The organism is Halomonas sp. ALS9 (assembly GCF_001651035.1).
Lineage (GTDB): Bacteria > Pseudomonadota > Gammaproteobacteria > Pseudomonadales > Halomonadaceae > Vreelandella.
This window is the reverse complement of record NZ_LXRG01000183.1, coordinates 102848-124775: the sequence shown is the minus strand read 5'-3', so window position 1 is coordinate 124775 and position 21928 is coordinate 102848. Positions and strand designations below refer to the sequence as shown.

22 protein-coding genes and 1 tRNA gene are annotated in these 21928 nt (G+C 56.0%); 10 read left to right on the top strand and 13 right to left on the bottom strand.

Annotated features, from left to right (window positions below; all coding sequences use genetic code 11):
• The first annotated feature begins 141 nt into the window (after positions 1-141).
• Complete coding sequence (locus A6R74_RS13565) at positions 142-1146, top strand: porin (protein WP_064235047.1); 1005 nt, start codon at positions 142-144, stop codon at positions 1144-1146.
• A 243-nt stretch (positions 1147-1389) separates the two neighbouring features.
• Positions 1390-3021 (top strand): bifunctional metallophosphatase/5'-nucleotidase, encoded by a 1632-nt coding sequence (locus A6R74_RS13560; RefSeq protein ID WP_064235046.1) that lies wholly within the window; start codon positions 1390-1392, stop codon positions 3019-3021.
• Between the two features lie 125 nt (positions 3022-3146).
• On the opposite strand, the gene A6R74_RS13555 is transcribed toward A6R74_RS13560, so the two are convergent.
• From A6R74_RS13555 to ugpB, 8 genes are all read right to left on the bottom strand, one after another.
• The gene (locus A6R74_RS13555) at positions 3147-3515 is read right to left on the bottom strand and encodes a DUF1428 domain-containing protein (protein WP_064235045.1); all 369 of its coding nucleotides are present in this window, start codon (positions 3513-3515) and stop codon (positions 3147-3149) included.
• A 2-nt stretch (positions 3516-3517) separates the two neighbouring features.
• Positions 3518-3901 (bottom strand): YciI family protein, encoded by a 384-nt coding sequence (locus A6R74_RS13550; protein ID WP_064235044.1) that lies wholly within the window; start codon positions 3899-3901, stop codon positions 3518-3520.
• Positions 3898-4743, bottom strand: coding sequence for a YciI family protein (locus A6R74_RS13545; protein ID WP_064235043.1), 846 nt, complete (start codon positions 4741-4743; stop codon positions 3898-3900). Before A6R74_RS13545 ends, A6R74_RS13550 begins: the two co-directional genes overlap by 4 nt.
• 81 nt (positions 4744-4824) lie before the next feature.
• On the bottom strand, positions 4825-6069 hold the full coding sequence (locus A6R74_RS13540) for an RNA polymerase sigma factor (protein WP_064235042.1): 1245 nt from the start codon (positions 6067-6069) through the stop codon (positions 4825-4827).
• A 128-nt stretch (positions 6070-6197) separates the two neighbouring features.
• Positions 6198-7253 carry a sn-glycerol-3-phosphate import ATP-binding protein UgpC gene (locus A6R74_RS13535; protein ID WP_064235041.1) on the bottom strand — a complete coding sequence of 352 codons (1056 nt, stop codon included), beginning with the start codon at positions 7251-7253 and terminating at the stop codon, positions 6198-6200.
• A 1-nt stretch (position 7254) separates the two neighbouring features.
• Positions 7255-8097 carry a sn-glycerol-3-phosphate ABC transporter permease UgpE gene (gene ugpE, locus A6R74_RS13530; protein WP_064235040.1) on the bottom strand — a complete coding sequence of 281 codons (843 nt, stop codon included), beginning with the start codon at positions 8095-8097 and terminating at the stop codon, positions 7255-7257.
• A gap of 18 nt (positions 8098-8115) precedes the next feature.
• A complete protein-coding gene (gene ugpA, locus A6R74_RS13525; RefSeq protein ID WP_064235039.1) occupies positions 8116-9000 on the bottom strand; it encodes a sn-glycerol-3-phosphate ABC transporter permease UgpA in 885 nt (294 codons plus the stop codon).
• Positions 9001-9086: 86 nt separating this feature from the next.
• Positions 9087-10412 (bottom strand): sn-glycerol-3-phosphate ABC transporter substrate-binding protein UgpB, encoded by a 1326-nt coding sequence (ugpB, locus tag A6R74_RS13520; RefSeq protein WP_064235038.1) that lies wholly within the window; start codon positions 10410-10412, stop codon positions 9087-9089.
• Positions 10413-10660: 248 nt separating this feature from the next.
• On the opposite strand from ugpB, the gene argE reads away from it, so the two are divergent.
• On the top strand, positions 10661-11827 hold the full coding sequence (gene argE, locus A6R74_RS13515) for an acetylornithine deacetylase (RefSeq protein WP_064235037.1): 1167 nt from the start codon (positions 10661-10663) through the stop codon (positions 11825-11827).
• Between the two features lie 104 nt (positions 11828-11931).
• Here the strand turns inward: argE and A6R74_RS13510 are convergent, their stop codons facing one another.
• Entirely contained in the window at positions 11932-12243 is a 312-nt protein-coding gene (locus tag A6R74_RS13510) for a hypothetical protein (protein WP_064235036.1), read from the bottom strand.
• Positions 12244-12428: 185 nt separating this feature from the next.
• Between A6R74_RS13510 and A6R74_RS13505 the strand changes: the two genes are divergently transcribed.
• From A6R74_RS13505 to A6R74_RS13475, 7 genes are all read left to right on the top strand, one after another.
• The gene (locus A6R74_RS13505) at positions 12429-12902 is read left to right on the top strand and encodes a YchJ family protein (protein WP_064235035.1); all 474 of its coding nucleotides are present in this window, start codon (positions 12429-12431) and stop codon (positions 12900-12902) included.
• Positions 12895-13194: a GIY-YIG nuclease family protein gene (locus tag A6R74_RS13500; RefSeq protein ID WP_064235034.1), complete on the top strand. Its 300-nt coding sequence runs from the start codon at positions 12895-12897 to the stop codon at positions 13192-13194. The genes A6R74_RS13505 and A6R74_RS13500 overlap by 8 nt, the downstream gene beginning before the upstream one ends.
• 9 nt (positions 13195-13203) lie before the next feature.
• Positions 13204-14238: a histone deacetylase family protein gene (locus tag A6R74_RS13495; RefSeq protein ID WP_064235033.1), complete on the top strand. Its 1035-nt coding sequence runs from the start codon at positions 13204-13206 to the stop codon at positions 14236-14238.
• A gap of 102 nt (positions 14239-14340) precedes the next feature.
• A complete protein-coding gene (locus A6R74_RS13490; protein ID WP_064235032.1) occupies positions 14341-14676 on the top strand; it encodes a hypothetical protein in 336 nt (111 codons plus the stop codon).
• 70 nt (positions 14677-14746) lie between these two features.
• The gene (locus A6R74_RS13485; RefSeq protein WP_064235031.1) at positions 14747-16438 is read left to right on the top strand and encodes a VRR-NUC domain-containing protein; all 1692 of its coding nucleotides are present in this window, start codon (positions 14747-14749) and stop codon (positions 16436-16438) included.
• A complete protein-coding gene (locus A6R74_RS13480) occupies positions 16435-18759 on the top strand; it encodes an ATP-dependent DNA helicase (RefSeq protein ID WP_064235030.1) in 2325 nt (774 codons plus the stop codon). Before A6R74_RS13485 ends, A6R74_RS13480 begins: the two co-directional genes overlap by 4 nt.
• 34 nt (positions 18760-18793) lie before the next feature.
• Entirely contained in the window at positions 18794-19576 is a 783-nt protein-coding gene (locus A6R74_RS13475; protein WP_064235029.1) for a sulfite exporter TauE/SafE family protein, read from the top strand.
• 21 nt (positions 19577-19597) lie between these two features.
• Here A6R74_RS13475 and A6R74_RS13470 read toward each other — a convergent pair whose 3' ends face one another.
• The 4 genes from A6R74_RS13470 to A6R74_RS13455 all read right to left on the bottom strand — a co-directional run bounded on the left by A6R74_RS13470 (position 19598) and on the right by A6R74_RS13455 (position 21834).
• Positions 19598-20752 (bottom strand): MFS transporter, encoded by a 1155-nt coding sequence (locus A6R74_RS13470; protein ID WP_373557064.1) that lies wholly within the window; start codon positions 20750-20752, stop codon positions 19598-19600.
• A 213-nt stretch (positions 20753-20965) separates the two neighbouring features.
• Positions 20966-21328, bottom strand: coding sequence for a helix-turn-helix domain-containing protein (locus tag A6R74_RS13465; protein ID WP_064235027.1), 363 nt, complete (start codon positions 21326-21328; stop codon positions 20966-20968).
• Entirely contained in the window at positions 21328-21624 is a 297-nt protein-coding gene (locus tag A6R74_RS13460; protein WP_064235026.1) for a type II toxin-antitoxin system HigB family toxin, read from the bottom strand. The genes A6R74_RS13465 and A6R74_RS13460 overlap by 1 nt, the downstream gene beginning before the upstream one ends.
• Positions 21625-21757: 133 nt before the next feature.
• Positions 21758-21834, bottom strand: a tRNA-Pro gene (locus tag A6R74_RS13455).
• Positions 21835-21928: the final 94 nt, after the last annotated feature.

Sequence of the window (21928 nt, the reverse complement as noted above, 5' to 3'; positions counted from 1 at the left end):
ATTGAAAATAAGTTCCCTAAAAAATAAAACTTTAAAATTAATGAAATATAACTCCTTTAAGGTTCCCTGCGTTGAGGCGTTATTCGTCCTTCATTGTGCCTTCGCAAAGCGCAAGCATTAACTACTTCAATGGGAACAATCATGTTTAAAAAAACGACACTGGCGTTAGCCGTTAGCGGTTTATTGGCAGCCTCTGCAGCACAAGCCGCCACCGTTTATGATCAAGACGGTACCGATCTGGAAATTTATGGTCGTATCGCTATGGGGATTGAAGGCGGCGGTATCGACAATGGTGTTGATAACGGCGAAGAGTTCCGCAATTTCGGCTCGCGTTTGCGGATTACCGCCGGCCACCAGATCTCCTCTGATCTGCGTGCGTTCGCCCGTGTAGAGTGGCGCTTTACGGGGGATGAGCGTAATACCTCCTCTGGTTTCGATGAGGTGCGTAATAGCTACCTGGGTCTGGAAAGCCAGCAGTTCGGTACCTTTATGGCCGGTAACTACGATAGCTTCTACGATAAAAACGTAATGACGCCGTTCGATGTTTACGTTGAGCGCGGCTACGAGTTCGCTGGTGGCGGCCTGCAGGCCCGCGGCGATTCGATTGGCTATAAAACGCCTAAAATGAGTGGTTTTCAGGCGGTTATTTCTGCCAAGCACTTCTCTGAGCGTGGTTTGACTGAAGCCCAGCAGACTTCCGAAGGATCTGTTATCGCCACTCAGGGTGGTGTTGTTTACGAAACAGGCCCCGCTCGTTTAGCGCTTGGTTATGTGGAAGATACGGTACGCGGTGGCGGTAACGGTGAAGTGCGTTATGGCGCTACGGGCGAGTTTGCTATTACAGATGCTTTCGCTGCTCGTGTAGGTTATGAAACCCGCGGTGATGACGATGTTAACGGTGGCGGTTTCGATAAAATCGGCGTTGGTGCTACATACGCTATCGATTCCTGGAAGTTCTTCGCCGATTACTACAACATCGATGTAGATGGCGCTAGCGATGAGCGTAACGCTTGGGCGCTAGGCTCCATGTACAAGTTGTCTAGCAATTTCGATATGTTCCTTGAGCTGAACGATCGTAACCTGGATGCTGTTAATGACTTTGAAGAAGATATGTACTACGCACTGGGTGCCCGCTATCACTTCTAATTCATAGAGTGATATTGGCGGTAGTGTTGCTTTAGTTCTTTGTGTTAGTTTTTTGTATTCGCTTTTGTAATAGTTCTTTAGCTTTTAGTTAGCTCGCATGTTTCGATCTTTACCGGTGTGGATAATTCCACACCGGTTTTTGGCGTTTAGTGAAGGTGGTAATTATCATGGAGACGAAACGTCGCTGGTAGGCTACCTTTACTGCTAAGGTGTCTGAACACTGATATGAAAGGAGTCATTTAAATGCGTTTTCATCACTATGGCATGGCGCTAGGGACAGCGTTATTCGTCACCGTTCCCCCCGCCTTTGCCGATAACTACACCCTGACCCTGTTTCACACCAATGATCTACACGGGCGTACCGATCAGTATCCCCATTTGATCACCACGCTGAATGAGGCGCGGGAGACCTACGGCGAAGGATTACTGCTGGAAGCGGGCGATATTTTTTCTGGCACGCTCTATTTCACTGAGTTTCAGGGCCAGGATGCCCTCGAATTCATGAATTTAATGGGCTACGACGCCTTTGTGCCCGGCAACCATGAGTTTGATTTGGGTGACCCAGAAGAGGGGCATCAGGCGTTAGCGGCATTTTTTGCGGGTGCCGAGTTTCCCATTCTAGGCGCTAACCTGGATTTCTCAGAAGGCCCTGAGTTTGCTGACATGCTGGGTGAGTCAATTAGCGCAGATCCGCAAGCCGGGCAGCTCTATGACGGTATTGTGGTTGAGCATAACGGTGAGCCAATCGGCATATTTGGGTTAAGCACCCAGGACAGCGAGACGATCTCCAGTCCTGGTCACGTCACCATTAGCGATTATCGCCAGGCGGCTGAAGCCATGGTGGCAAGTTTTGAAGAGCAGGGGATTAACAAGATTATTGCCCTTACCCATCTGGGCTATGACAGCGACCCCAGCGTGGGTAACGACTTGCTGCTAGCGGAGCACGTTGACGGTATCGACATTATTATTGGCGGCCACAGCCATAGCCAGGTTTCGCCGCCTAGTCTGCTTAGTGAGAGTCGCGCGGGTGAGGCGCTCCCATCACCGACGGTGATTGGCCAGGCAGGCGAGTATGGTCAGCATCTTGGGGTGATGCAGGTCACCTTCGACGAGAACGGCGTGGTGGTGGATGCCAGCGGCGAGCTGCTCGCCGCCGACGACCGCGAGGCGGATTCTGACGCGGCTCAGCGGCTTGAGCCTTACACCGCTGAGATTGAAACACTGCGGGATACCTTGGTTGGCGCCAAGGCAATCTCAGAGCTGCCCAATCCCCGCCACGGCAGCGGTGATGAGCAGAGTGTGCGAGCCGATGAAACAGCGTTGGGCAACTTAATCACCGATGCCCAGCTGCATGCTGCGCAGCAGGTGGCGCCCGAGACGGTCATGGCGATCCAAAATAGCGGCGGTATCCGCGAAGCGATTGAGCGGGGCGATGTGTCCGTAGGCGATTTAATCGCCGTACAGCCGTTTGGCAATCGCCTAACGCTGCTTGACGTCACCGGCGCCGAACTGCTGGAAACCTTTGAAATTGCTCTGGCCAATGCGCCCGATGAGAACGGCGGTTTTCTGCAGGTGTCAGCAGGCGTGGCGTTGACCTATGACAGCAGCGAGCCACCAGGTGAGCGGGTGATCAGCCTCAATATTGCCCGGGAAGGCGCGATGCAGGCGGTTGATCCAGAGCGTACTTATACCATCGCCACCAATAACTTTACTGCCGCCGGTGGGGACAGCCATACGGTACTCGGAGAAGCCTACGCTGATGGCCGTAACACCATTGTCGGCAATACGGATTGGGAAATGCTGCGCGACTATATGCTGGAACGCAAAGAAGTGTTCTACCAAGTTGAAGGGCGGATCACTGATGTAGCTCAATAGGCTGTAGTTCTAGAGGCTACAGTTGAAGAGGCTGCAACTGAAGAGGCTGTAGTGGGAGAGGCTGTAGCTGAAGAGGATGTGGCCCAGGATGATTCTGAGTAAATTCCTGGGCCACTTATTAAAGCTTACTCATTAATGACGCTTTCAAAGCCGCCAAAGATGACCCGCTTGCCATCAAATGGCATCGGGTTAACGTCCATTTGTAAGCGTGGATCCTGCATGACTTTGGGCATGGCTTCATCGCGCACGGCGCGGGATGGCCACTCTATCCAGGAAAAAATAACCGTCTCGTCATCCTTGCGCTTAACCGCCATAGAGAAGGAGGTCACTTCTCCTTCGGGCACATCGTTGCCCCAGCACTCCACCACGCGGAGCGCTCCGTGTTCCTTGAACACAACGGCCGCGGCACGGGCATGCTCAATAAATTCAGCTTTATTAGCGTTGGGCACGGCAGCGACGAAACCATCGACATAGGGGTAGGCGTTATTATTCATGATTATTCTCCTATTTCTGTTTGTGGTGCTGCTTTAGGTGGCAGTTCTCGAACGGGGCGTACTTCAATGCTGCCCAGCCGGGCCGGTGGTATGCGGCTAGCCAGCTGCAGCGCCTCATTCAAGTCGTGGGCTTCAAGCAGATAAAAACCCGCCAATTGCTCTTTGGTTTCGGCGAAGGGGCCGTCCGAGATTAACGTTTCACCATCGCGCACGCGCACGGTGGTCGCCGTCTCCGTCGGTTGTAACGGCTGCCCGGCCAGGTAGTGGCCGCTGGCGCTTAGGCGTTCTACCCCGGCGATACACTCCTGGTTAAGGTCGTGCCACGCCTGTTCGCTCATGGCGTTGATAATCTGTTCCTGGTAATACACCAGCGCTACGTACTTCATAGGGCATCTCCTTCAGTGGCTAAGGGGCAGTTATCTGACGCAACGTTCACCATCCAGCCCACGCCAAAACGATCTACCGTCATGCCGAACCCAGGTGACCAGAAGGTCGCTTCGAACGGCATGGTGATCTTTCCACCCTCTGCCAGTTGGGCAAAGGTGCGTGCGGCCTGTTCTATATCCTGATACTCCAACTGAACCTCTACCCCTTGGGGTGGTGTATAGCAGTCAGCCGCCATATCCGCGCCCATTAAGCGACGGCCACGCAGGTTCAGCGAGGCGTGGATGATGCGGTCATGGAGTTCCGGTGGGGAGTGTTCAGCGGCGGGCGTGTCAGCATAGGTCAACAGACACTCCAACTGCCCGCCGGTCACGTCGGCATAAAACTGCATGGCTTCCCGACAGGTACCGGGAAAGGCAACGTGCACGTTCATGGCATCGGGTACACGCGCCAGGGTGCGGTGCTGCTCAAGTCCGGCGCCGGGCTCGAAATCTTCCAGCGCAAAGTAGCGCCGTAGCTCAAGAGTCACGTTGCCATCGGCATCCTGGGTGGGCCATTGTTGGGCCCACTCAATGGCCGCCTGCAGGGAAGGGGCTTCTAGCACGCTGTAACCGGCAATACGCTCACTGGCTGGCGACAACGGCCCGGGGATGATGGTGGGTTCACCGTTTTCGAAACGGATCAGACACCCATTGCTGGTCGGATGTAAGCCATCGCCGCTCAAAAACACGCCTGCCTCGGTCATGCGCTGGTTATAAGCAGCCATGTCGGCAAGCATCTCCTGAGAGGGCATAGCGCCATTCTCGGTGCTGGCATCAGCACGGCGTATCAGCATGAATTTCATTGAGAGTCTCCTGGTTGGTCAGGGTAGTGACTCTCTTTAGTCGTTTGGCAGCGTCTTGAATCGACATAGTCTGAGCATTTTTTATGGGATATTTTCGAGCTCTGCCAACCGTCTGTTTAAAAAGCGCTTTTCTGGATCCAGGGTGGCCAATTGCAGCGCTTGGTGATAAGCACTGCGCGCGGCTTCATGCTGGCCTTGGCGACGCAGCAAATCCGCTTTAGCGGCATGAAACAGATGATAGCGGGACAGTTGTGGGTGATGGGCGATGTCGTCGAGTAGCTTCAGGCCGGCATCGGGTGCACCATTCATGGCAATGGCGACCGCACGGTTTAGCGCCAGAATCGGCGATGGAAAGCGTCGGCAGAGAGCATCGTAGAGCCTGACGATACGCCCCCAATCGGTCTGCTCTGCTCGGCTGGCCTGGGCATGTACGGCGGCAATCGACGCCTGAAGGGTGTAGTACCCGGTAGGGGTGAGCGCCAGCGCTTTTTCCAGCCACTCTATACCGGCCTGGATATCTTCCTGGCGCCATAGGCGCCTGTCTTGCACATCCAGGGTGACCAGCTCCCCGTCGCTATCCTGGCGCGCATCCCGGCGGGCATCATTAAGCAGCATCAAGGCCATTAGCCCAAATACTTCCCCCTGAGGCAGTAGCCGTGCCAGCTCATTGCCCAGCCGCATAGCCTCTTGGGTTAGGCTGATATCGACCACGCTGGCGCCAGTGCTGCGCGAGTAACCTTCATTGAAGACCAGGTAGATGACTTGGAGCACATCGGGCAAACGTTCGGGCAGCTCTTCCTGGGGTGGCACGGCATAAGGAATATGCGCATCGCGAATCTTGCGTTTGGCGCGCACGATCCGCTGTGCCAACGTCGTGGGCTTCATCAGCAGGGCGCTGGCGACCTGCTCGGTGGTGAGGCCGCACATCTCACGCAGGGTCATGGCAATGCGTGCTTCTATGCTTAGGCTTGGGTGGCAGCAGGTGAACAGCAGCCGCAAGGCGTCGTCTTCGATGGTGGTGGGCTCAAGATCCGGCGTCTCTTCTGAGAGTAACGACTCTGTGGGTAGCAGCAAGTGGGCCCGGCGGCGTGCCGTACTGCGCCGACGAATCTGGTCGATTCCGCAGTGGTAGCCGGTGCGAATGAGCCACGCCGTGGGGTTGTCAGGTGTGCCGTTAACCGGCCACTGCTGAACAGCGGCCACAAAAGCATCCTGCATGGCTTCTTCGGCAAGCTCAAAATCGCCCAGCAGCCGGATCAACGTAGCCTGCACGCGCCGGGAGTGATCGCGATACAGGCCATCCACGTATAAAGGTTCAGTACTCATCAATCCGTACGCTACTTGGATAACAGGCGAGGTGAGCAGCCGACACGCGTGCTGCTCGTTATCTCAAACGTAGCGCATGGTTTAGCCTTTGACTCGTTTTTGTTGTCTTGTTTTTTGGTGATCAGCTTTCAATCCCCCGTACGTTTACCCGTGGCGCTGTTAAAAGGATGCAGCGCGTCGCGGGTCACGAAAAATCGCAGGGTTTCGCCTTCGGCGACTGGCGGTTGGCCCGAGACGCGGATCACCGTGGGCTGGTCGCTACCGGCGAGGTTCACGTACAGGTGGCTTTCGGCCCCGGCGGCTTCAAACAGCGCAAGCGTAGAGTCGACGGTTAAGTGAGGCGCTGTAGGCGGCGTTAAGTGCATATCATCCGGGCGAATGCCGACGGTATCGGTGCCTTCGGGCAGGTTATCCAGCAGGCCGTTGGCGCCGGGTGTTTTCAGGTAGTCCACCGGCAGCATGTTCATGGCGGGGGAGCCGATAAACCCGGCCACAAACATGGTGGCTGGGCGGGCGTAGATCTCCATCGGCGTGCCCACCTGCTCAATCTGCCCGGCGTTGAGCACCACCAGGCGGTCGCCTAGGGTCATGGCTTCCAGCTGGTCGTGGGTCACATACAGGCTGGTGGTTTTCAGCCGCCGCTGTAGCTGCTTTATCTCCACACGCATCTGCACGCGCAGCTTGGCATCCAGGTTGGAGAGCGGCTCGTCGAATAAGAACGCCGCCGGGTCGCGCACCAGGGCGCGGCCCATGGCGACGCGCTGACGCTGCCCGCCGGAGAGCTTGCGCGGTTTGCGCTCCAGAAACTCCTCAATCTCGAGCATTTTGGCGGCGACTTGAACGCGCTGATCAATCTCGTCTTTTTTAAAGCCGCGGTTTTTCAGACCATAAGCGAGGTTGTTGTACACCGTCATATGCGGGTAGAGCGCATAGTTCTGGAACACCATGGCGATATCGCGCTCGGCGGGTTCTAGCTTGTTGACCACCCGATCGCCGATTTTAAGCGTGCCTTCGGTAATGGTTTCCAAACCTGCCACCATGCGTAGCAGGGTGGATTTGCCGCAGCCGGAAGGCCCCACCAGCACCACAAACTCGCCATCCTCAATCTGTAAGTCGATGCCTTTGACGGCGTGAACATCGCCGCTATAGGTTTTCTTTAGCCCTTCCAAGGTAATGCTGGCCATGCTATTTCTCCGTCTCGGTCAGGCCTTTCACAAACAGGCGTTGCATAAACAGAATCACTAATACCGGCGGCAGCGCTGCCATCACCACTGCCGCCATGACGAGTTGCCACTGGGGGTTCTCTTCCGAGGTCATGCGCTGGATACCCATCACGATGGTGTAATAGTCAGGGTCTGTGGTGATAATCAGCGGCCAGAGGTACTGGTTCCAGCCGTAGATAAACATGATCACAAACAGCGCGGCGATATTGGTCACCGACAGTGGCATCAAGATGTCTTTAAAAAACTTCAGCGGCCCGGCGCCATCGACGCGGGCGGCTTCGAGCATCTCTTCGGGAATGGTCATAAAGAACTGACGGAACAGAAACGTCGCGGTGGCCGAGGCAATCAGCGGAATCGACAGCCCGGCAAAGCTATTGAGCATATTGATATCTGCAACCACCTGAAACGTCGGAATAATGCGCACTTCCACCGGCAGCATTAAGGTGACGAAGATGATCCAGAAAAAGAACATCCGAAAGCGGAAACGGAAGTAGACGATGGCAAAGGCGGAAAGCAGTGAAATAGACAGCTTACCCACGGTGATCGCCATGGCCATGATAAAACTGTTCCACAGCATCAGGGCGGCGGGCGGTGCACCGGCATTAGAGACGCCGGACTGCCACATGCGAGTGTAGTTTTCGATCCCGTGGCCGCCGGGCAGCAGCGGCAGCGTGCCCTGCAGTAAACCCGACAGGGAGTGGGTAGAGGCGACAATTGCGACATACACCGGAAAAGCCACCAGCGCGACGCCAGAGAGCAAAACAATATGGGCAATCAGGTTAGCCCAAGGGCGGTTTTCAACCATTAACGTTCTCCCAAAGGCTTAGTAGTTGACTCGGCGCTCAATAAAGCGGAACTGAATCATGGTTAATGCCACCACAATCACCATCAGAATCACCGACTGGGCAGCAGAAGAACCCAGGTTGAGCCCTACAAAACCGTCGGCATACACTTTGTAAACCAAAATGTTGGTTGCTTGGGCCGGGCCGCCTGCAGTGGTGGCGTGAATGATCGCGAAGGTGTCGAACATGGCGTATACCACGTTAACCACCAACAAGAAGAAGGTGGTCGGCGTGAGCAACGGGAAAATAATCGTCCAGAAGCGCTTGGTTGGGCTAGCGCCGTCAATGGAAGCGGCTTCAATTAGCGATTGCGGGATGGACTGTAAGCCCGCCAGGAAAAATAGGAAGTTATAGGAGATCTGCTTCCAGGCGGCGGCAAAAATCACCAAAAGCATGGCATCATTTCCCGAGTTGCGGTGGTTCCACTGATACCCCACCATCTCCAGCATATAAGGCACAATGCCGATGGAGGGGTTGAAGATAAACCACCACAAAACGCCTGCCAGCGCAGGCGCAATGGCGTAGGGCCACACCAGTAGGGTGGTGTAGGTACTGCGTGAGCGAATCATCCGGTTGACGGTGCTGGCCAATAAAAGCGCCACCGTCATTGATAGCAGTGTGGTGCCGACGGCGAATACCGCCGTTACCGACAGGGAATTGACATAGCTGCCGTCGCGGAACAGGCGAGCAAAGTTCTCAAGCCCCACAAACGTCGATCGAAGCCCAAAGGCATCTTCGCGCAGTAGCGACTGATACAGCGCCTGGCCCGCAGGCCAGATAAAGAAAATCAGCGTCACAATTACCTGGGGCGCCAACAGCGCGTAGGGCAAAAAGCGACCAGGGTAGGTCATGCGTTTAGTTTGCATGGGCAGCTCTGGGAAGTATTAGTAAATAAGCATTAAAACGAAATCGCCGCCTACCCAATGGGGTAAGCGGCGAAGTGAGTGCTTATTTACTGGTTGGCGGATTGGAAATCGCGCAGCAGATCATTGCCGCGTGCCACCGCGTCATCAGCTGCTTCCTGACCCGATTTGCCACCGGTCATCACGGCTTCCATCTCTTCGGAGATGATGTCGCGAATCTGCACGAAGTTACCAAAGCGTAGGCCTTTGGAGTTCTCGGTTGGCTCGTTAAGCGTCATCTGCTTAAGCGAAATATCCGCACCGGGGTTCTCTTCGTAGTAGCCCTGCTCTTTGCTCAAATCCCAAGCGGCTTGGGTGATGGGCAAGTAGCCGGTTTGCTGATGCCACTGTGCCTGTACTTCTGGCTGGGAGAGGTACTCAAAGAACGCCGCAACGGCCTCATACTCATCGTCGCTATGGCCCTGCAGCGCCCACAGGGTGGCGCCGCCGATAATCGAGTTTTGTGGTGCGCCTTCTACGTCATCGTAGTAGGGCTGCATGCCAAAGCCGACTTCAAATTCTGAATTGGCGGCGACGTCCGCACGTGAAGCAGAAGAGCCGAAGAAAATTGCGCAGTTTTGGGAGTAGAACATCGGCTCTGAGTCGGGGCCAGAACCAGGGCCGCCCCATTTAAAGACACCTTCTTCCTGCCAGTCGTGGAGGTTGTCCCAATGGCGAGCGACCAGCTCATTGTTAAAGGTCAGCTCGGTTTCCATGCCGCCAAAACCGTTTTCCAACGTACCTAGCGGCACGTTATGCCAAGCGGAGAAGTTTTCCAGCATCACCCAGCTAGGCCAGGAGGTGGTAAAACCACAGCTGGCTGCACCAGAGTCGACGATTTGACGTGAAAAATCGGCCACTTCTTCCCAGGTTTGTGGGGGCTGCTCGGGATCCAGTCCCGCTTCCTCAAACATGTCCCGGTTGTAGTACATAATCGGCGTAGAGGAGTTGAACGGGAACGACAGCATATTGCCGCTGGTGTCGGTGTAGTAACCGACAACGGCGGGCAGGAAGGCGTCGTTATCGAAAGCGCGGCCGTGCTCTTCCATCAGCTCGTACACTGGGTAGATGGCGCCTTTGGCGTTCATCATGGTGCCTGTGCCGACCTCAAATACCTGCAGGATATGCGGCTGCTCATTGGCACGGAAGGCGGCGATCGCGCCCGTCATCGTTTCGGTATAGGTGCCGCGATAGCTGGGGGTAACGTGGTAATCATCCTGGGACGCGTTAAAGTCCTGGGTCATCTCTTCGAGAATTTCGCCTAGCTGGCCGCCCATGGCGTGCCACCAGTTAATCTCCGTTGCTGCCTGAGCAGACAGGCTTAGGCTGGCCGTCGCCACCCCTACGGCTAGCGCGTGTAGTGTAAAACGAGACATAACAGCTCCTTGTGGGATTGAGCTTAATCAGCTGAGTAGCTCATAAGCTCGCGACAATGCGTTTGTTAAGATTTTTGGATGCACTGAACAGTAAGAAGTGTAGATGACGTTTTAGTGAATGCACGATGAACCTGCCGTGACAGTCAACATTACGCTGCCAGCAGGTCTGCTGAATAGGAAAAGACAGAGGGCGGTGATAGGGTGATATAAGGTAGGGTAATACAAAGAATCCAACGAACGAGAACAGCATGACTGACGTGACCACGTTGCTGGCGAAGCTGGTGTCATTTGATACCACTTCCAGCGAATCCAATTTGGCGCTGATTGAGTATGTGGAAGGCTATTTGGCCGAGTACGGCGTTAGCGCCGAGCGGGTGATGAGCCCCTGCGGTACCAAAGCCAACCTGATCGCAAGAATTGGCCCAGCGGCGCCGGGCGGTGTGATGCTTTCCGGGCATACCGATGTGGTGCCGGTGGCGGGGCAGCCGTGGTCGAGTGATCCCTTCGCTCTGCGCAATGGCGGCGATGGGCGACTTTATGGGCGTGGTACCTGTGATATGAAAGGGTTTATCGCCTGCGTGCTGGCCATGGTACCCAAGTGGGTTGAGGCGCCTTTGCAGCAGCCTATTTATCTTGGCTTCTCTTACGATGAAGAGATCGGCTGTGTGGGGGCGCCAAGTCTCATTAAGCGCTTTTACGAGCACTATTCCACCACCGCCCACGTGATTGTCGGTGAGCCGACCAGCATGCAGCCGGTGGTTGCGCAAAAGGGCGCCACCAATCTGCGTACCACGGTGATAGGCCGAGAGGCGCACAGCAGCCAGGTCAACCAGGGCACTTCGGCCATTCATGTCGCCGCGCGCTTGGTCACCTTTATTGAAGACACCATGGCGGCGTTGGTGGAAGAAGGTCGAGTCGATGAGGCGTTTAATGTGCCCCACACCAGCCTGCACGTCGGTAAAATCAAAGGCGGTACGGCGATCAATATTATGGCCAGGGAGTGCCAGTTCGAGTGGGAGATCCGCCATCTGCCGACCGATACTTTTGACGAGATTTATGCGCGGTTTGAGACCTATTGTGCCCAGCTAAGCGCTGAGCTACAGGCCAAGGGCAAGCAGGTGGAAATCACCACCGAGCCGCTTAATGTAACGGTACCGGGGCTGGCCGACCGTGATAATGACCATGTGCTTCGCCTGGCTAAAGATCACTTGCCTACCGCCTGCTGCAACCACGCGGTGGCTTACGCCACGGAGGCGGGGCAGTTCCAGGGCCAAGGCCTGCAAACCATCATTCTCGGCCCTGGCAGCATTGCCCAGGCGCATCAGCCCGATGAGTATATCGATATTGAGCAGCTTGAAGCGTGTGAGGCGTTTCTAGCTAAGATGGGCAAAGCGCTGGAACGGTCTATTGAATAAACCCAGTGCCCGCTCAAAAAAAATCCCACCCCTTTATTAAGGAGTGGGACTGTTTTCAAAGCGCTTGCATACTGCTTTTATACCATGCTGATTTTAATGCTATTTCAGTGCTGAGGATGTTCTTCAAACAGCTCAGCTTTGGCATGGCGCATCACATCTTCGCACGCCTGCTGTTGGGCTAATTGCGTCAGCAGACGCTGAGTTACTTCGAAGCCCTTGCCTAAGCAAGTGTCGACTTCATGTTGGCTGACCGCTGGCGTCACTCGGTAATCGATTTTCACCGTGCGCCCGCCACCTTCCAGCCGATCCGCAACTCCCCTGAGTCGCCACGCGATTTTCTCTTTCCAAGTTGCTGATTCTTCCGCGCCTTCGTTTACGCTAAACGTGCACTGCCATTCCGGTTTAAAGACCTTCATAGGAGAACCTCCAGAAATTTTGGAAAGAATGATCAATCGTGATTTGTACCCCATCGTCTGAATATGTTGCTCGACCACTATATACCTAACTCAGTAAAAATATCGAAACAATAGTGATATATGCCGGGCGACGTGCATAGGATGTATCGGTTAGGCTATAGGTGATGTAGTTAACGAGCTTCTTTATGACCCCCACGATGGATCAACGTTGCCCCTGTGGCAGCCAATTAACGCTAGATAAGTGCTGTGGCCGTTATCATCACGGCGAGCCTGCCCCCACGCCTGAGGCCTTGATGCGCTCGCGCTATGCGGCTTTTGTGCTTGGGCTCAATGACTATCTGTTAGCTACATGGCACCCCACTACTCGGCCGGTAGAGCTCGCGCCTGATCCTGAAACCGAGTGGAAGTCGCTATCCATTGTTGGCGCAAAACCGCCGCTCGACAATACCGGTTATGTACATTTTAACGCCTGTTTTTATGGGCGAGGGCGAGCGCAAAAAGGCTGGCATGTATTAGCCGAGGTGTCGCGCTTTGTTAAAGAGCAACAGCGCTGGTGGTATATCGATGGCACCCCCACGCTTACCCGCCTGAAGCCACGCCGAAACGACCCATGCTTATGTGGTAGTGGGCGCAAATTAAAGGTATGTTGCGGTGAATAGTGGCATCTTTCAGCCTCAGAAAACCGAACCTCAGTGGTATCTCTATTTACTGGAGTGCCAGCGCGGCACCTATACGGGCATTACCAATAACCTGGCGAAGCGCTATCAAGCCCACTGCACAGGCAAAGGGGCGCGTTATACCCGTGCAAATCCCCCTGTCGCGCTGCTGGGCGCCGAACCGTTTGAAGATCGCGCCGCTGCAAGCCGGGCTGAATATCAGTTAAAGCAACAAACCGCCAGCCAAAAACGTCGCTGGGCCAAACAGTGGCCTATCCAGCTAGATGCCGATTAAGGAGCCGCAATGCTGACCTTTTACTCACAGGATAGCCGTTTACGCCAAGCGCGAACCGAGTTACATGACGGCGCGCTGGTGACCCCGTTTGAGTGCCCTGAACGCCTTGATCTGGTGCTTAAGCACCTTCGCCAATCTGGGCTTGGCGATATTTGTGCGCCCAAAGTGTATGGGCTAGCGCCGGTGTTGGCGGTGCACGATAAGGATTACGTGACGTTTCTAGCCAACTGCTGGCAAGCATGGGGCGCGGCCGGGCATCAGGGTGAGGCGATTCCCAATATTTGGCCAGCGCGCACCATGCGCAGTGACCGCATTCCGCGCTCTATCAGCGGACAGTTAGGCTACTACGCGTTGGCGGCGGAAACGTCGATCTCAGAAGGTACCTTTGAAGCCGCCATGGCGAGCAAAGATGTGGCGTTAGGCGCGGTAGAACATACGCTACAAACTGGCGAGCCCAGTTTTGGTTTATGCCGACCGCCAGGTCACCACGCCGCCTTTGATCAGTTTGGTGGTTACTGCTTTTTTAATAACGCCGCCATTGCCGCCCAACGAGCGCTGAATGCAGGCAAACGCAGGGTGGCGATTCTTGACGTCGATTTCCACCACGGCAACGGCACCCAGCAGATTTTCTACCAGCGTGACGATGTGCTGTTCATTTCGTTACACGGCGACCCCGAGGTCACCTTTCCTTACTATTTGGGCTACGCTGATGAAAATGGCGAAGGCAGAGGCGAGGGCTTTAACGTCAACTACCCGTTACCGCCGGGCACTAGCGTGACCACGTGGATGGCGACACTTGAACAGGCGCTGGCGCAGATTAAAGCCGCCGAGTGCGAGCTGCTGATTGTATCGCTAGGGGTCGATATCTTTGAGGATGACCCGATCAGCGCCTTCACCTTTACCAGCGCAGATTTCACCGTTTTAGGTGCACGCTTGGCCCAAGCAGGCTTGCCCAGCGTATTTCTGATGGAAGGGGGCTATGCGGTAGATGAAATAGGTGTCAATGTAGTCAACGTGTTACAAGGTTTTGAACAGACCCTTTAACAAGGTCTTGAACAGCATTGACACAAGGGTAAAGGTTAACCGTGACAGCGGCCCCTAATTCGGGCAGGCTATTGCCCTTTCAACGGGGCAGGGAGCTCAAGCGTGGCAGTGTATGGTGGAATTCAGGCGCACGAACTGGAACGTTGGCTTAATGCGTTAACCAACGCCGCCTACGATAGACGCTGCCCGCTGGTAAAAGTGCACGGTGGCAATGCCCGTGCGCGTACCGCCCGTCAAGATCTCCTCCACCTGGCTAACGACTATCGCTGCGGTGAGTCCAGCCGCGAAGAGAGTGCCGCCGCCCTTGGCCGCTGGTGCGAAAACTATCTAAGTGAGGCAGAGTGGTATGTGCTGGTCGGCACCCGCCAAGCGCCCTCCCTGCCGCAAAACGAAGAAGAGCGAAGCCTTACCGTGCTTAAGCAGCATCGGGTGGGGTAAGCGGGCCTCAACGCCATGATGACGAAACTGCTGCACTGTCACAATGGCGTCGCACTGTTACAATGGATAAATGAACAGTGCTTTCGCGACACCTACTGCCTCCCTTGATGATCCCTTCTACTACCTGACGAACTTCCGCTTCGTTGTGGATTGGATAGGGGAGCGCCACGCTGATCTGCTTTCGGCAGGCGAGCGCGACTTCCTGAATCAATTCGACAACTTGCCGCGCGCGTCCCAGGCGCTGCTGGTGCGCATGGTGATGCGCAAAGGCGAGCTGTTCCGGCTCAGCAAACTCAGCTATGCCGAGATTGGCGACAGCGCGACTGCGATGGCGCCATTGATAGCGCTGGAGTGGGTCGATGATCAGCCAGCGCTGGGGATTGGCGAGCTGTTTAATCAGCTGCGTCTGGCTGAACTTCGCCACATTTTAGCCGATGAGGTACGTGCCGCTGGGCTTAGCGCGTCGAGTGCCAAAACGGCACTCTACGACACCTTAGCGAGCCAACTGACACGCGTCTCACCGCTGCAAACATGGTGGCCCGACAGCAACGATAAAATCGTCTGCCTCAAGGTAATGGAGATTTGTGACCGGCTGCGCCTAATGTTCTTTGGCAACTTGCGCCAGGATTGGGCGGAGTTCGTGCTGACCGAGCTTGGCCTGCAGCGGTTTGAGGTGGTGCCTTTTACGCCGCAATCCCGCGCCTTTCAAACGCGCCAGGAAGTCGATACTTACCTGGCGCTCCATTATTTGCGCCAACGTCTCGATGAGGGCGAGCTTCCCGCCGATCTTCACCCTGAAGTGCCGCCGCCGTCGGATAACCGCTGGCTGGCCACGCGGCGCGCACGGTTGCTGCTGCAGTTGGGCCGCGAGGCGGAGCGTAGTGGCGAATCAGTGCTCGCGCTGACGCTCTATGACGAAGCGGGTAGTAGTGAGGCGCGCATTCGCCAGCTGCGGGTGCTAGAGCGGTTGAGCGAGCACCAAACGGCGTTTGAGCTGGCCACCCAAGCCCTTGAGAGCAGCCCCAACGAAACCGAGCGCCAGGCGCTGGCGCGGATGCTGCCCCGTCTGCGGCGGCGGCTTAAGCTGCCTGCTGTGCCGAGCGACATTGAGCCGGCCCATGAGCGTTGGGATCTCACCCTGCCGGGGCCGCAATTTGTCGAGCGGGCTGTGGTGGAAGCCCTTAGTGAGCCGCACGCGCCGGTCTACTATGTGGAAAACAGCCTGATCACCGGGCTGTTTGGCCTGCTCTGCTGGCCCGCGGTATTTGCGCCGTTGCCCGGTGCTTTCTTTCACCCCTTTCACAATGGCCCCGCGGATTTATACCGCGACGATTTCGTGGCGCGGCGGCGTGATGCCTTCGATGCGTGCCTGGCGCGGCTGGAAGACGGCAGCTACCGCGAGGTGATTCAGGCGACTTGGCAGGAAAAATACGGCTTGGCGTCGCCCTTTGTCCACTGGCCCATTGTCGATGAGGCGCTTGTCGAGCTGGCGCTTGAGTGTATCCCAGCTGAACATTTACGGGTCTGTTTTGAGCGGCTGCTGGGCGATCTCAAGGCCAACCGGACAGGGCTACCTGATTTAATTAAGTTTATACCTGACGCACCCGCAGGCGAGCCCCGCTACCGGATGATCGAAGTCAAAGGCCCCGGTGACCGGCTGCAGGATAACCAGCGCCGCTGGCTAACGTTCTTTCACCGTCACGAGATCCCCGTCGCGGTATGTTATGTCCGCTGGGCGGATAGCGCCGAGCCAACGCCATGAGCGCGACCTATCGCGTGGCAGTGCGGGCGCTGTGCGATTTTACCGCCCGAGAAGGCGATCTCGATCACCGCTTTACCCCCGCGCCTAGCGCACAGGAAGGTATACAAGGGCATACGCTGGTGGCCAGCCGCCGCGGGGCAGACTATATAGCCGAACTGCCGCTGTCAGGCACCTTTGAGGGGCTGACGGTGACGGGGCGCGCCGATGGATTCGATCCTACGGCCAACCGCCTGGAAGAGGTCAAAACCCACCGCGGCAGCCTGGAGCGCATGGCCGAAAACCAGCGCGCGCTGCATTGGGCGCAGGTGAAAGTCTACGGCGCGCTGCTGTGTGCCGAGCGCGGCCTGCAGCATATCACCTTGACGCTTGTGTACCTGGAGATCGCCAGTGGCAAGGAGACCTTGCTTAGTCAGGAGGCGTCCGCTACCGAGTTGCAGGCGTTTTTTATCGACCAGTGCCAACGCTTTCTCGCCTGGGCGGAGCAGGAGTCCGACCATCGCCAGCGCCGAGACAGCCGCCTGCAAACGCTGCGTTTTCCTTACAGCACGTTTCGCCCTGGCCAACGCGAGCTCGCTGAAGACGTCTATAAAGCCACCAGTACCGGGCGCTGCCTGCTTGCTCAGGCGCCCACGGGCATTGGCAAAACGGTGGCGACGCTGTTCCCCATGCTCTCGGCCATGCCGCGCCAGCAACTCGACCGTATCGCCTTTCTCACCATGAAGACCCCCGGTCGCCGTTTGGCGCTGGATGCGCTTGCCACCCTGCGCGCTAGCCCGGGCGAGGAGGCGCAGCCGCTGCGGGTGCTGGAACTGGTGGCCCGGGATAAAGCCTGCGAATACCCCGACCGCGCCTGCCACGGCGAGTCGTGCCCGTTGGCGGCAGGCTTTTACGACCGGCTGCCAGCCGCCCGGCAAGCGGCCGTAGAACAAGCCTGGCTGGATCGCGAGGCGCTGCGGGAAGTGGCACTGGCTCATGACGTGTGCCCGTATTACCTGGGCCAGGAACTGGCGCGTTGGACGGATGTGGTCGTCGGCGACGTTAACCACTGGTTCGACAGCCACGCGTTGCTGCACGGCCTGGCTCAGGCCAACGACTGGCGAACGGGCGTACTGGTCGATGAGGCGCATAACCTGGTGGAGCGCGCCCGCGGCATGTACAGCGCCGAGCTCGACCAGCAGCGCCTTAACCGGGTGCGCCGTGGCGCGCCGCCAGCGCTTTCACGGCCTTTGAACCGTTTAGCCCGCCAGTGGCAGGCACTGTTTAAAGAGACGTTCTTTAATGACACGTCGCTTAAAGACGCGGGGCTGGATGAGGCAGGCGAGCCGGGTAAGCCAGGCTATCGGCTGCTCACGACACTGCCCGATAAGCTGGTATCCGCCGCTCAGCAAGTGGGGGCGTCGGTGACCGATCACCTGGGTGAGCACCCTGAAGACGCCAGTCTAGAGCTCCAGGAACTGCTGTTCGAAGCGCTGGCGTTCTGCCGCCTCGCTGAGCGCTTTGGCGAGCATTCGCTGTGCGATCTTACCCGCTACGGGCGGGGGCGGGCGGTGCTAGGTCTCCGCAATCTGATACCCGCTGATTTTCTGGCCCCGCGTTTTAACGCCGCTCACTCGGTGGTGCTGTTCTCGGCAACGCTAACACCTGCCCACTACTACCGGGATCTGCTCGGCTTGCCGGAAAAGACCGTTTGGCGCGAAGTAGCTTCGCCATTTGCCGCCCGCCAGCTTGAGGTGCGCATACGGTGCGATATTTCCACCCGTTTTCGTGATCGGGACGCCTCCATTGAGCCAATTGTCGCCACCATGGCGCAGCAGTATCAGCGCAGACCAGGCCACTACCTGGCGTTCTTCAGTAGCTTTGCCTACCTGGCGGCAGCGCTGGCGCGGTTTCGCGAGGCGCACCCGGAGGTGCCCGTGTTCAGCCAAACCCGCGGGATGCCGGAGGCCGAACGCGAGGCGTTTCTGGCGCGTTTTACCCCCGGTGGAAAAAGTATCGGCTTTGCGGTGCTGGGCGGTGCCTTCGCAGAGGGTATCGATCTGCCCGGCGACAGGCTAATCGGCGCCTTTATCGCCACCCTGGGGTTACCGCCGTTTAACGACTTCAACGAAGCGCTTAAAGCACGTTTAAGCGCGCGATTTGGTCAGGGGGATGACTACACCTACCGCATTCCTGGCATGATTAAAGTCGTTCAGGCCGCAGGTCGAGTGATTCGCAGTCCAGAAGATGAAGGCGTTGTGGTATTAATGGATGATCGTTTCGCACAAGCTAATGTATGTGCGCTACTCCCTTCCTGGTGGGCCGTGGAGACGATGACCCACTAACGGCTTTCAATAACGACGATGGTTAGGCGAACCAATGACAGATCTACTCTGGTACCAGTACGCGCTGATCGGGCTGATTTTTGCCTGGAGCGGCTTTGTGAGGACGAGCCTGGGCTTTGGCGGCGCTGTGCTGGCGTTGCCCTTCTTGCTTTTAGTGACCAATCAACCCCTGGTGTTCTTGCCGATTATCGCCATCCATCTGCTGATTTTCTCTAGCTGGATTGCCTGGAACGGGCATCGCCAACTGCAAAGAGAGGGCAGTGCCACAAGCCCCGCAGAAAGCAATATTGATTGGGTTTATTTACGCAAAGCTCTGAAAATCATGATTATCCCCAAACTTATTGGGGTGGTGGGGCTGTTGACGCTGCCCGCCCAGGTCATGACCAGCATCATTTTCGGCATTGTGTTCATCTATGCCATTGGTTACGTACTGAACCGGCCATTTAAGAGCAAGAATAAATACGTGGATTACGTGCTGCTGGCACTGGGCGGCTATGTCAGCGGCACCTCGCTCATTGGGGCGCCGCTGATTGTGGCGGTATTCGCCACTCACGTCGCCAAAGAGCAACTGCGGGATACCATGTTTGTGCTGTGGTTTATCCTGGTAGTGATCAAAATGGTGTCGTTCTTGATTGCAGGCGTCGACCTTCAACTGATTCATCAGCTGTGGCTGTTGCCCTGCGCTTTTATTGGCCATTTAGTGGGCGAAAGAGCCCACCGCTATATGTTGAAAGCGGATACTGGGCTGTTCTTCCGTGTGCTGGGCGCGGTGTTGATTCTGGTCAGCGTGGTGGGGTTAATCCACCCCCCTGGTTAGCCGGGAGGGCGTCGTCTCTGTTTAAAGTTGGCTGTCTGCCTGGAGCGTCGTTTTACTCAAAATAGTCAGGGTGATAGCGAACAGGCAGCAGATCAGCGCCATGGCGATAAAGACGCTGCGCAACGAGTCTAGCCAAATCATTGCCGAGGCGACCACCACCGGGGAGATAAATTGGCCGAAAAAGAAGGTTGAGGTAAAGCCGCCAAATACTCGGCCCCGCACCCGCTGAGGGGTAATGCGCATCAGCCAGGTGGTAGTGTTGGGCATAAAGGCGCCCAGGCCAAAGCCCGAGATGGCCGCGCCCACAATGGCCATGGCGTAGCTATTGGTAAAACCAACGATCAAGAAGCCAGCGGCCGAAAGCAAGAAGCCTAAAACGTAGATCGTCATCACCGACAGAAACGGTTTGTAGTAGCCATAACCAAAGGCAACGATACTCGCCGTCAGTGCTGACATGGAGAGCGCAATGCCAATTGCCATGCCGCTGATTTGGCCTTGCTGAGAGAGCAAAAAGGGCAACTGGGCGGGGAACATATAAAACATCGCCATGCTGATCATGGCGATAAAGTAACCCAGCGCAGTACGCCCAACATCCACCTTAACGGGGGCATCGGTAACGCCAGTGTTCGTGGTGCTCTGAATGCGAGGTTCTTTAAGCATTGCCCAGGCATAGGGCAGTAACAGCACGCCGGTTAGGTAGAGTAAAAACGGGCCCCGCCAACTCCAGTCGGAAAGTATCCCGCCAAGGTTGATAAAGATAACCCCGCCCAAGGCCATGCAGCTGCTCTGCAATCCCAAAAAGCGCGCGCGTTCGGCGCTATCGAAATAATCCCCCACCAGCGTGGTGCTAATGCTAAGAATGCCCGCTACCGCTATTCCCATTAGTGCCCGCGAGCTGAGTAGCAAGTCCACTCGGTCGATGAAAAAGCCCGATACCCCGGCAAAACCGTAGATAAACAGCATCGTCAGCAGCAGTTTTTTGCGCCCAAACCGATCGGCCAAATAGCCCATCAGCGGGCTGAACAGGGTAATCATCAGCGCCGGAATGGTCAGAATGAGCTGGATCAGCACCTGCGGCTGGTCAGGAAAGTGACGGCTGATACCCGGCAGCGCAGGCGCGATAATCGCCCCCGACATCACGGTCATGGTGCTGGCGAAGAGGAGTACGGCCTTAATATGCGTTAACTGGCTAATGGGTCGGCTTCCACATCAAATGAAAAGTAAGAAGGTTCATACACAAACGCTCATCGTAGCATAGTTGTTAGCAGGCTACTTTACTCAACGTTGCTAATCGACAGTGTTTGACTCCGCTCAATTAGAAATGATTATGCCGCGTCAATCGCGGCATAATGAGATTGATGCTAATTAGGGGAAATGCAGCTGATCGGATCAAGCGGCGGTATCAGCCATAAGGCTCTCGTATGGGATTTTCAGCCCGTTATGCAGGCGTTTGATCATGGCGAGGCTCAAGCCCCTGCGACGATTAAGTACTTCTGATACACGACCACTGCTACCGATATAAGTCTCTAAGTCACGCTGGGTCAGCCCCTGCTGCTCCATGCGGAATTTAATTGCTTCTATGGGATCCGAGGGGCCGATAGGATAGTGCTCATTTTCGTACTTCTCGATCAAAATAGAGAGTACTTCAAGCTCATCAGCTTCTGCAGTCCCATCTTCTGCGGCCCACAGCTCTTCCAGGCGGGCAAATGCGCGATCAAGGTCGGCATCGTTTCGGATAGGTTGGATATTCATCATATAGTCTCCGCATTTACCTGATCGTACTGTTGATGCGTGCCAACAAATCGAATCCAGGCAATCTGCTGCGTGTATCGAATAGAGACAATCACTCGGTATTTGTTACCGCCGATATTAAAAACGACCCTGCTTCCTTTGAGGATGCTGGCCGTGCCAATCTCAGCTTTGAGCGCCTGAGGAGTTGCCCATGAGGCTTTACTCATCATGTTGTACCACTCAGTGAGAGGTGTTTCGGCATCGACGAAACCCAGCTCCCAAAACTGACGCAACGTTCGCTTAGCGATAACCCTCATGCGGCCTCCCATTTTGGGAGTATTTTAGTTTCTCCCTTTTTGGGAGTCAAGCTGAGTTTAGGAATAGAAAACATTGCGCAAAAAAAACGGCCACCTGCTGTGTTAGCTAAGTGGCCGTTTTTCATAGAATATTTGGTCGGAATAGCAGGATTCGAACCTACGACCTCTGCCTCCCGAAGGCAGCGCTCTACCAAGCTGAGCTATATTCCGAATGTTGCCGAGCTGTGTTTGCCTGTGCTCAACAACGGAGGTGGATCATACTTAGCTAGAGGTGTTTTTTCAAGTCCTCGGCGGCGTGGTGCGG

Bases quoted from the DNA above. Each gene is read 5' to 3' on its own strand.
- A6R74_RS13560 (WP_064235046.1), top strand. From the start codon at position 1,390: ATGCGTTTTCATCACTATGGCATGGCGCTAGGGACAGCGTTATTCGTC.
- A6R74_RS13505 (WP_064235035.1), top strand. From the start codon at position 12,429: ATGACCCCCACGATGGATCAACGTTGCCCCTGTGGCAGCCAATTAACG.
- A6R74_RS13480 (WP_064235030.1), top strand. From the start codon at position 16,435: ATGAGCGCGACCTATCGCGTGGCAGTGCGGGCGCTGTGCGATTTTACC.
- A6R74_RS13550 (WP_064235044.1), bottom strand. From the start codon at position 3,901: ATGAAGTACGTAGCGCTGGTGTATTACCAGGAACAGATTATCAACGCC.
- A6R74_RS13475 (WP_064235029.1), top strand. From the start codon at position 18,794: ATGACAGATCTACTCTGGTACCAGTACGCGCTGATCGGGCTGATTTTT.
- A6R74_RS13540 (WP_064235042.1), bottom strand. From the start codon at position 6,069: ATGAGTACTGAACCTTTATACGTGGATGGCCTGTATCGCGATCACTCC.
- A6R74_RS13460 (WP_064235026.1), bottom strand. From the start codon at position 21,624: ATGAGGGTTATCGCTAAGCGAACGTTGCGTCAGTTTTGGGAGCTGGGT.
- A6R74_RS13510 (WP_064235036.1), bottom strand. From the start codon at position 12,243: ATGAAGGTCTTTAAACCGGAATGGCAGTGCACGTTTAGCGTAAACGAA.
- argE (WP_064235037.1), top strand. From the start codon at position 10,661: ATGACTGACGTGACCACGTTGCTGGCGAAGCTGGTGTCATTTGATACC.
- A6R74_RS13485 (WP_064235031.1), top strand. From the start codon at position 14,747: ATGAACAGTGCTTTCGCGACACCTACTGCCTCCCTTGATGATCCCTTC.
- A6R74_RS13465 (WP_064235027.1), bottom strand. From the start codon at position 21,328: ATGAATATCCAACCTATCCGAAACGATGCCGACCTTGATCGCGCATTT.
- ugpA (WP_064235039.1), bottom strand. From the start codon at position 9,000: ATGCAAACTAAACGCATGACCTACCCTGGTCGCTTTTTGCCCTACGCG.
- A6R74_RS13495 (WP_064235033.1), top strand. From the start codon at position 13,204: ATGCTGACCTTTTACTCACAGGATAGCCGTTTACGCCAAGCGCGAACC.
- A6R74_RS13555 (WP_064235045.1), bottom strand. From the start codon at position 3,515: ATGAATAATAACGCCTACCCCTATGTCGATGGTTTCGTCGCTGCCGTG.
- ugpE (WP_064235040.1), bottom strand. From the start codon at position 8,097: ATGGTTGAAAACCGCCCTTGGGCTAACCTGATTGCCCATATTGTTTTG.
- A6R74_RS13535 (WP_064235041.1), bottom strand. From the start codon at position 7,253: ATGGCCAGCATTACCTTGGAAGGGCTAAAGAAAACCTATAGCGGCGAT.
- A6R74_RS13545 (WP_064235043.1), bottom strand. From the start codon at position 4,743: ATGAAATTCATGCTGATACGCCGTGCTGATGCCAGCACCGAGAATGGC.
- ugpB (WP_064235038.1), bottom strand. From the start codon at position 10,412: ATGTCTCGTTTTACACTACACGCGCTAGCCGTAGGGGTGGCGACGGCC.
- A6R74_RS13565 (WP_064235047.1), top strand. From the start codon at position 142: ATGTTTAAAAAAACGACACTGGCGTTAGCCGTTAGCGGTTTATTGGCA.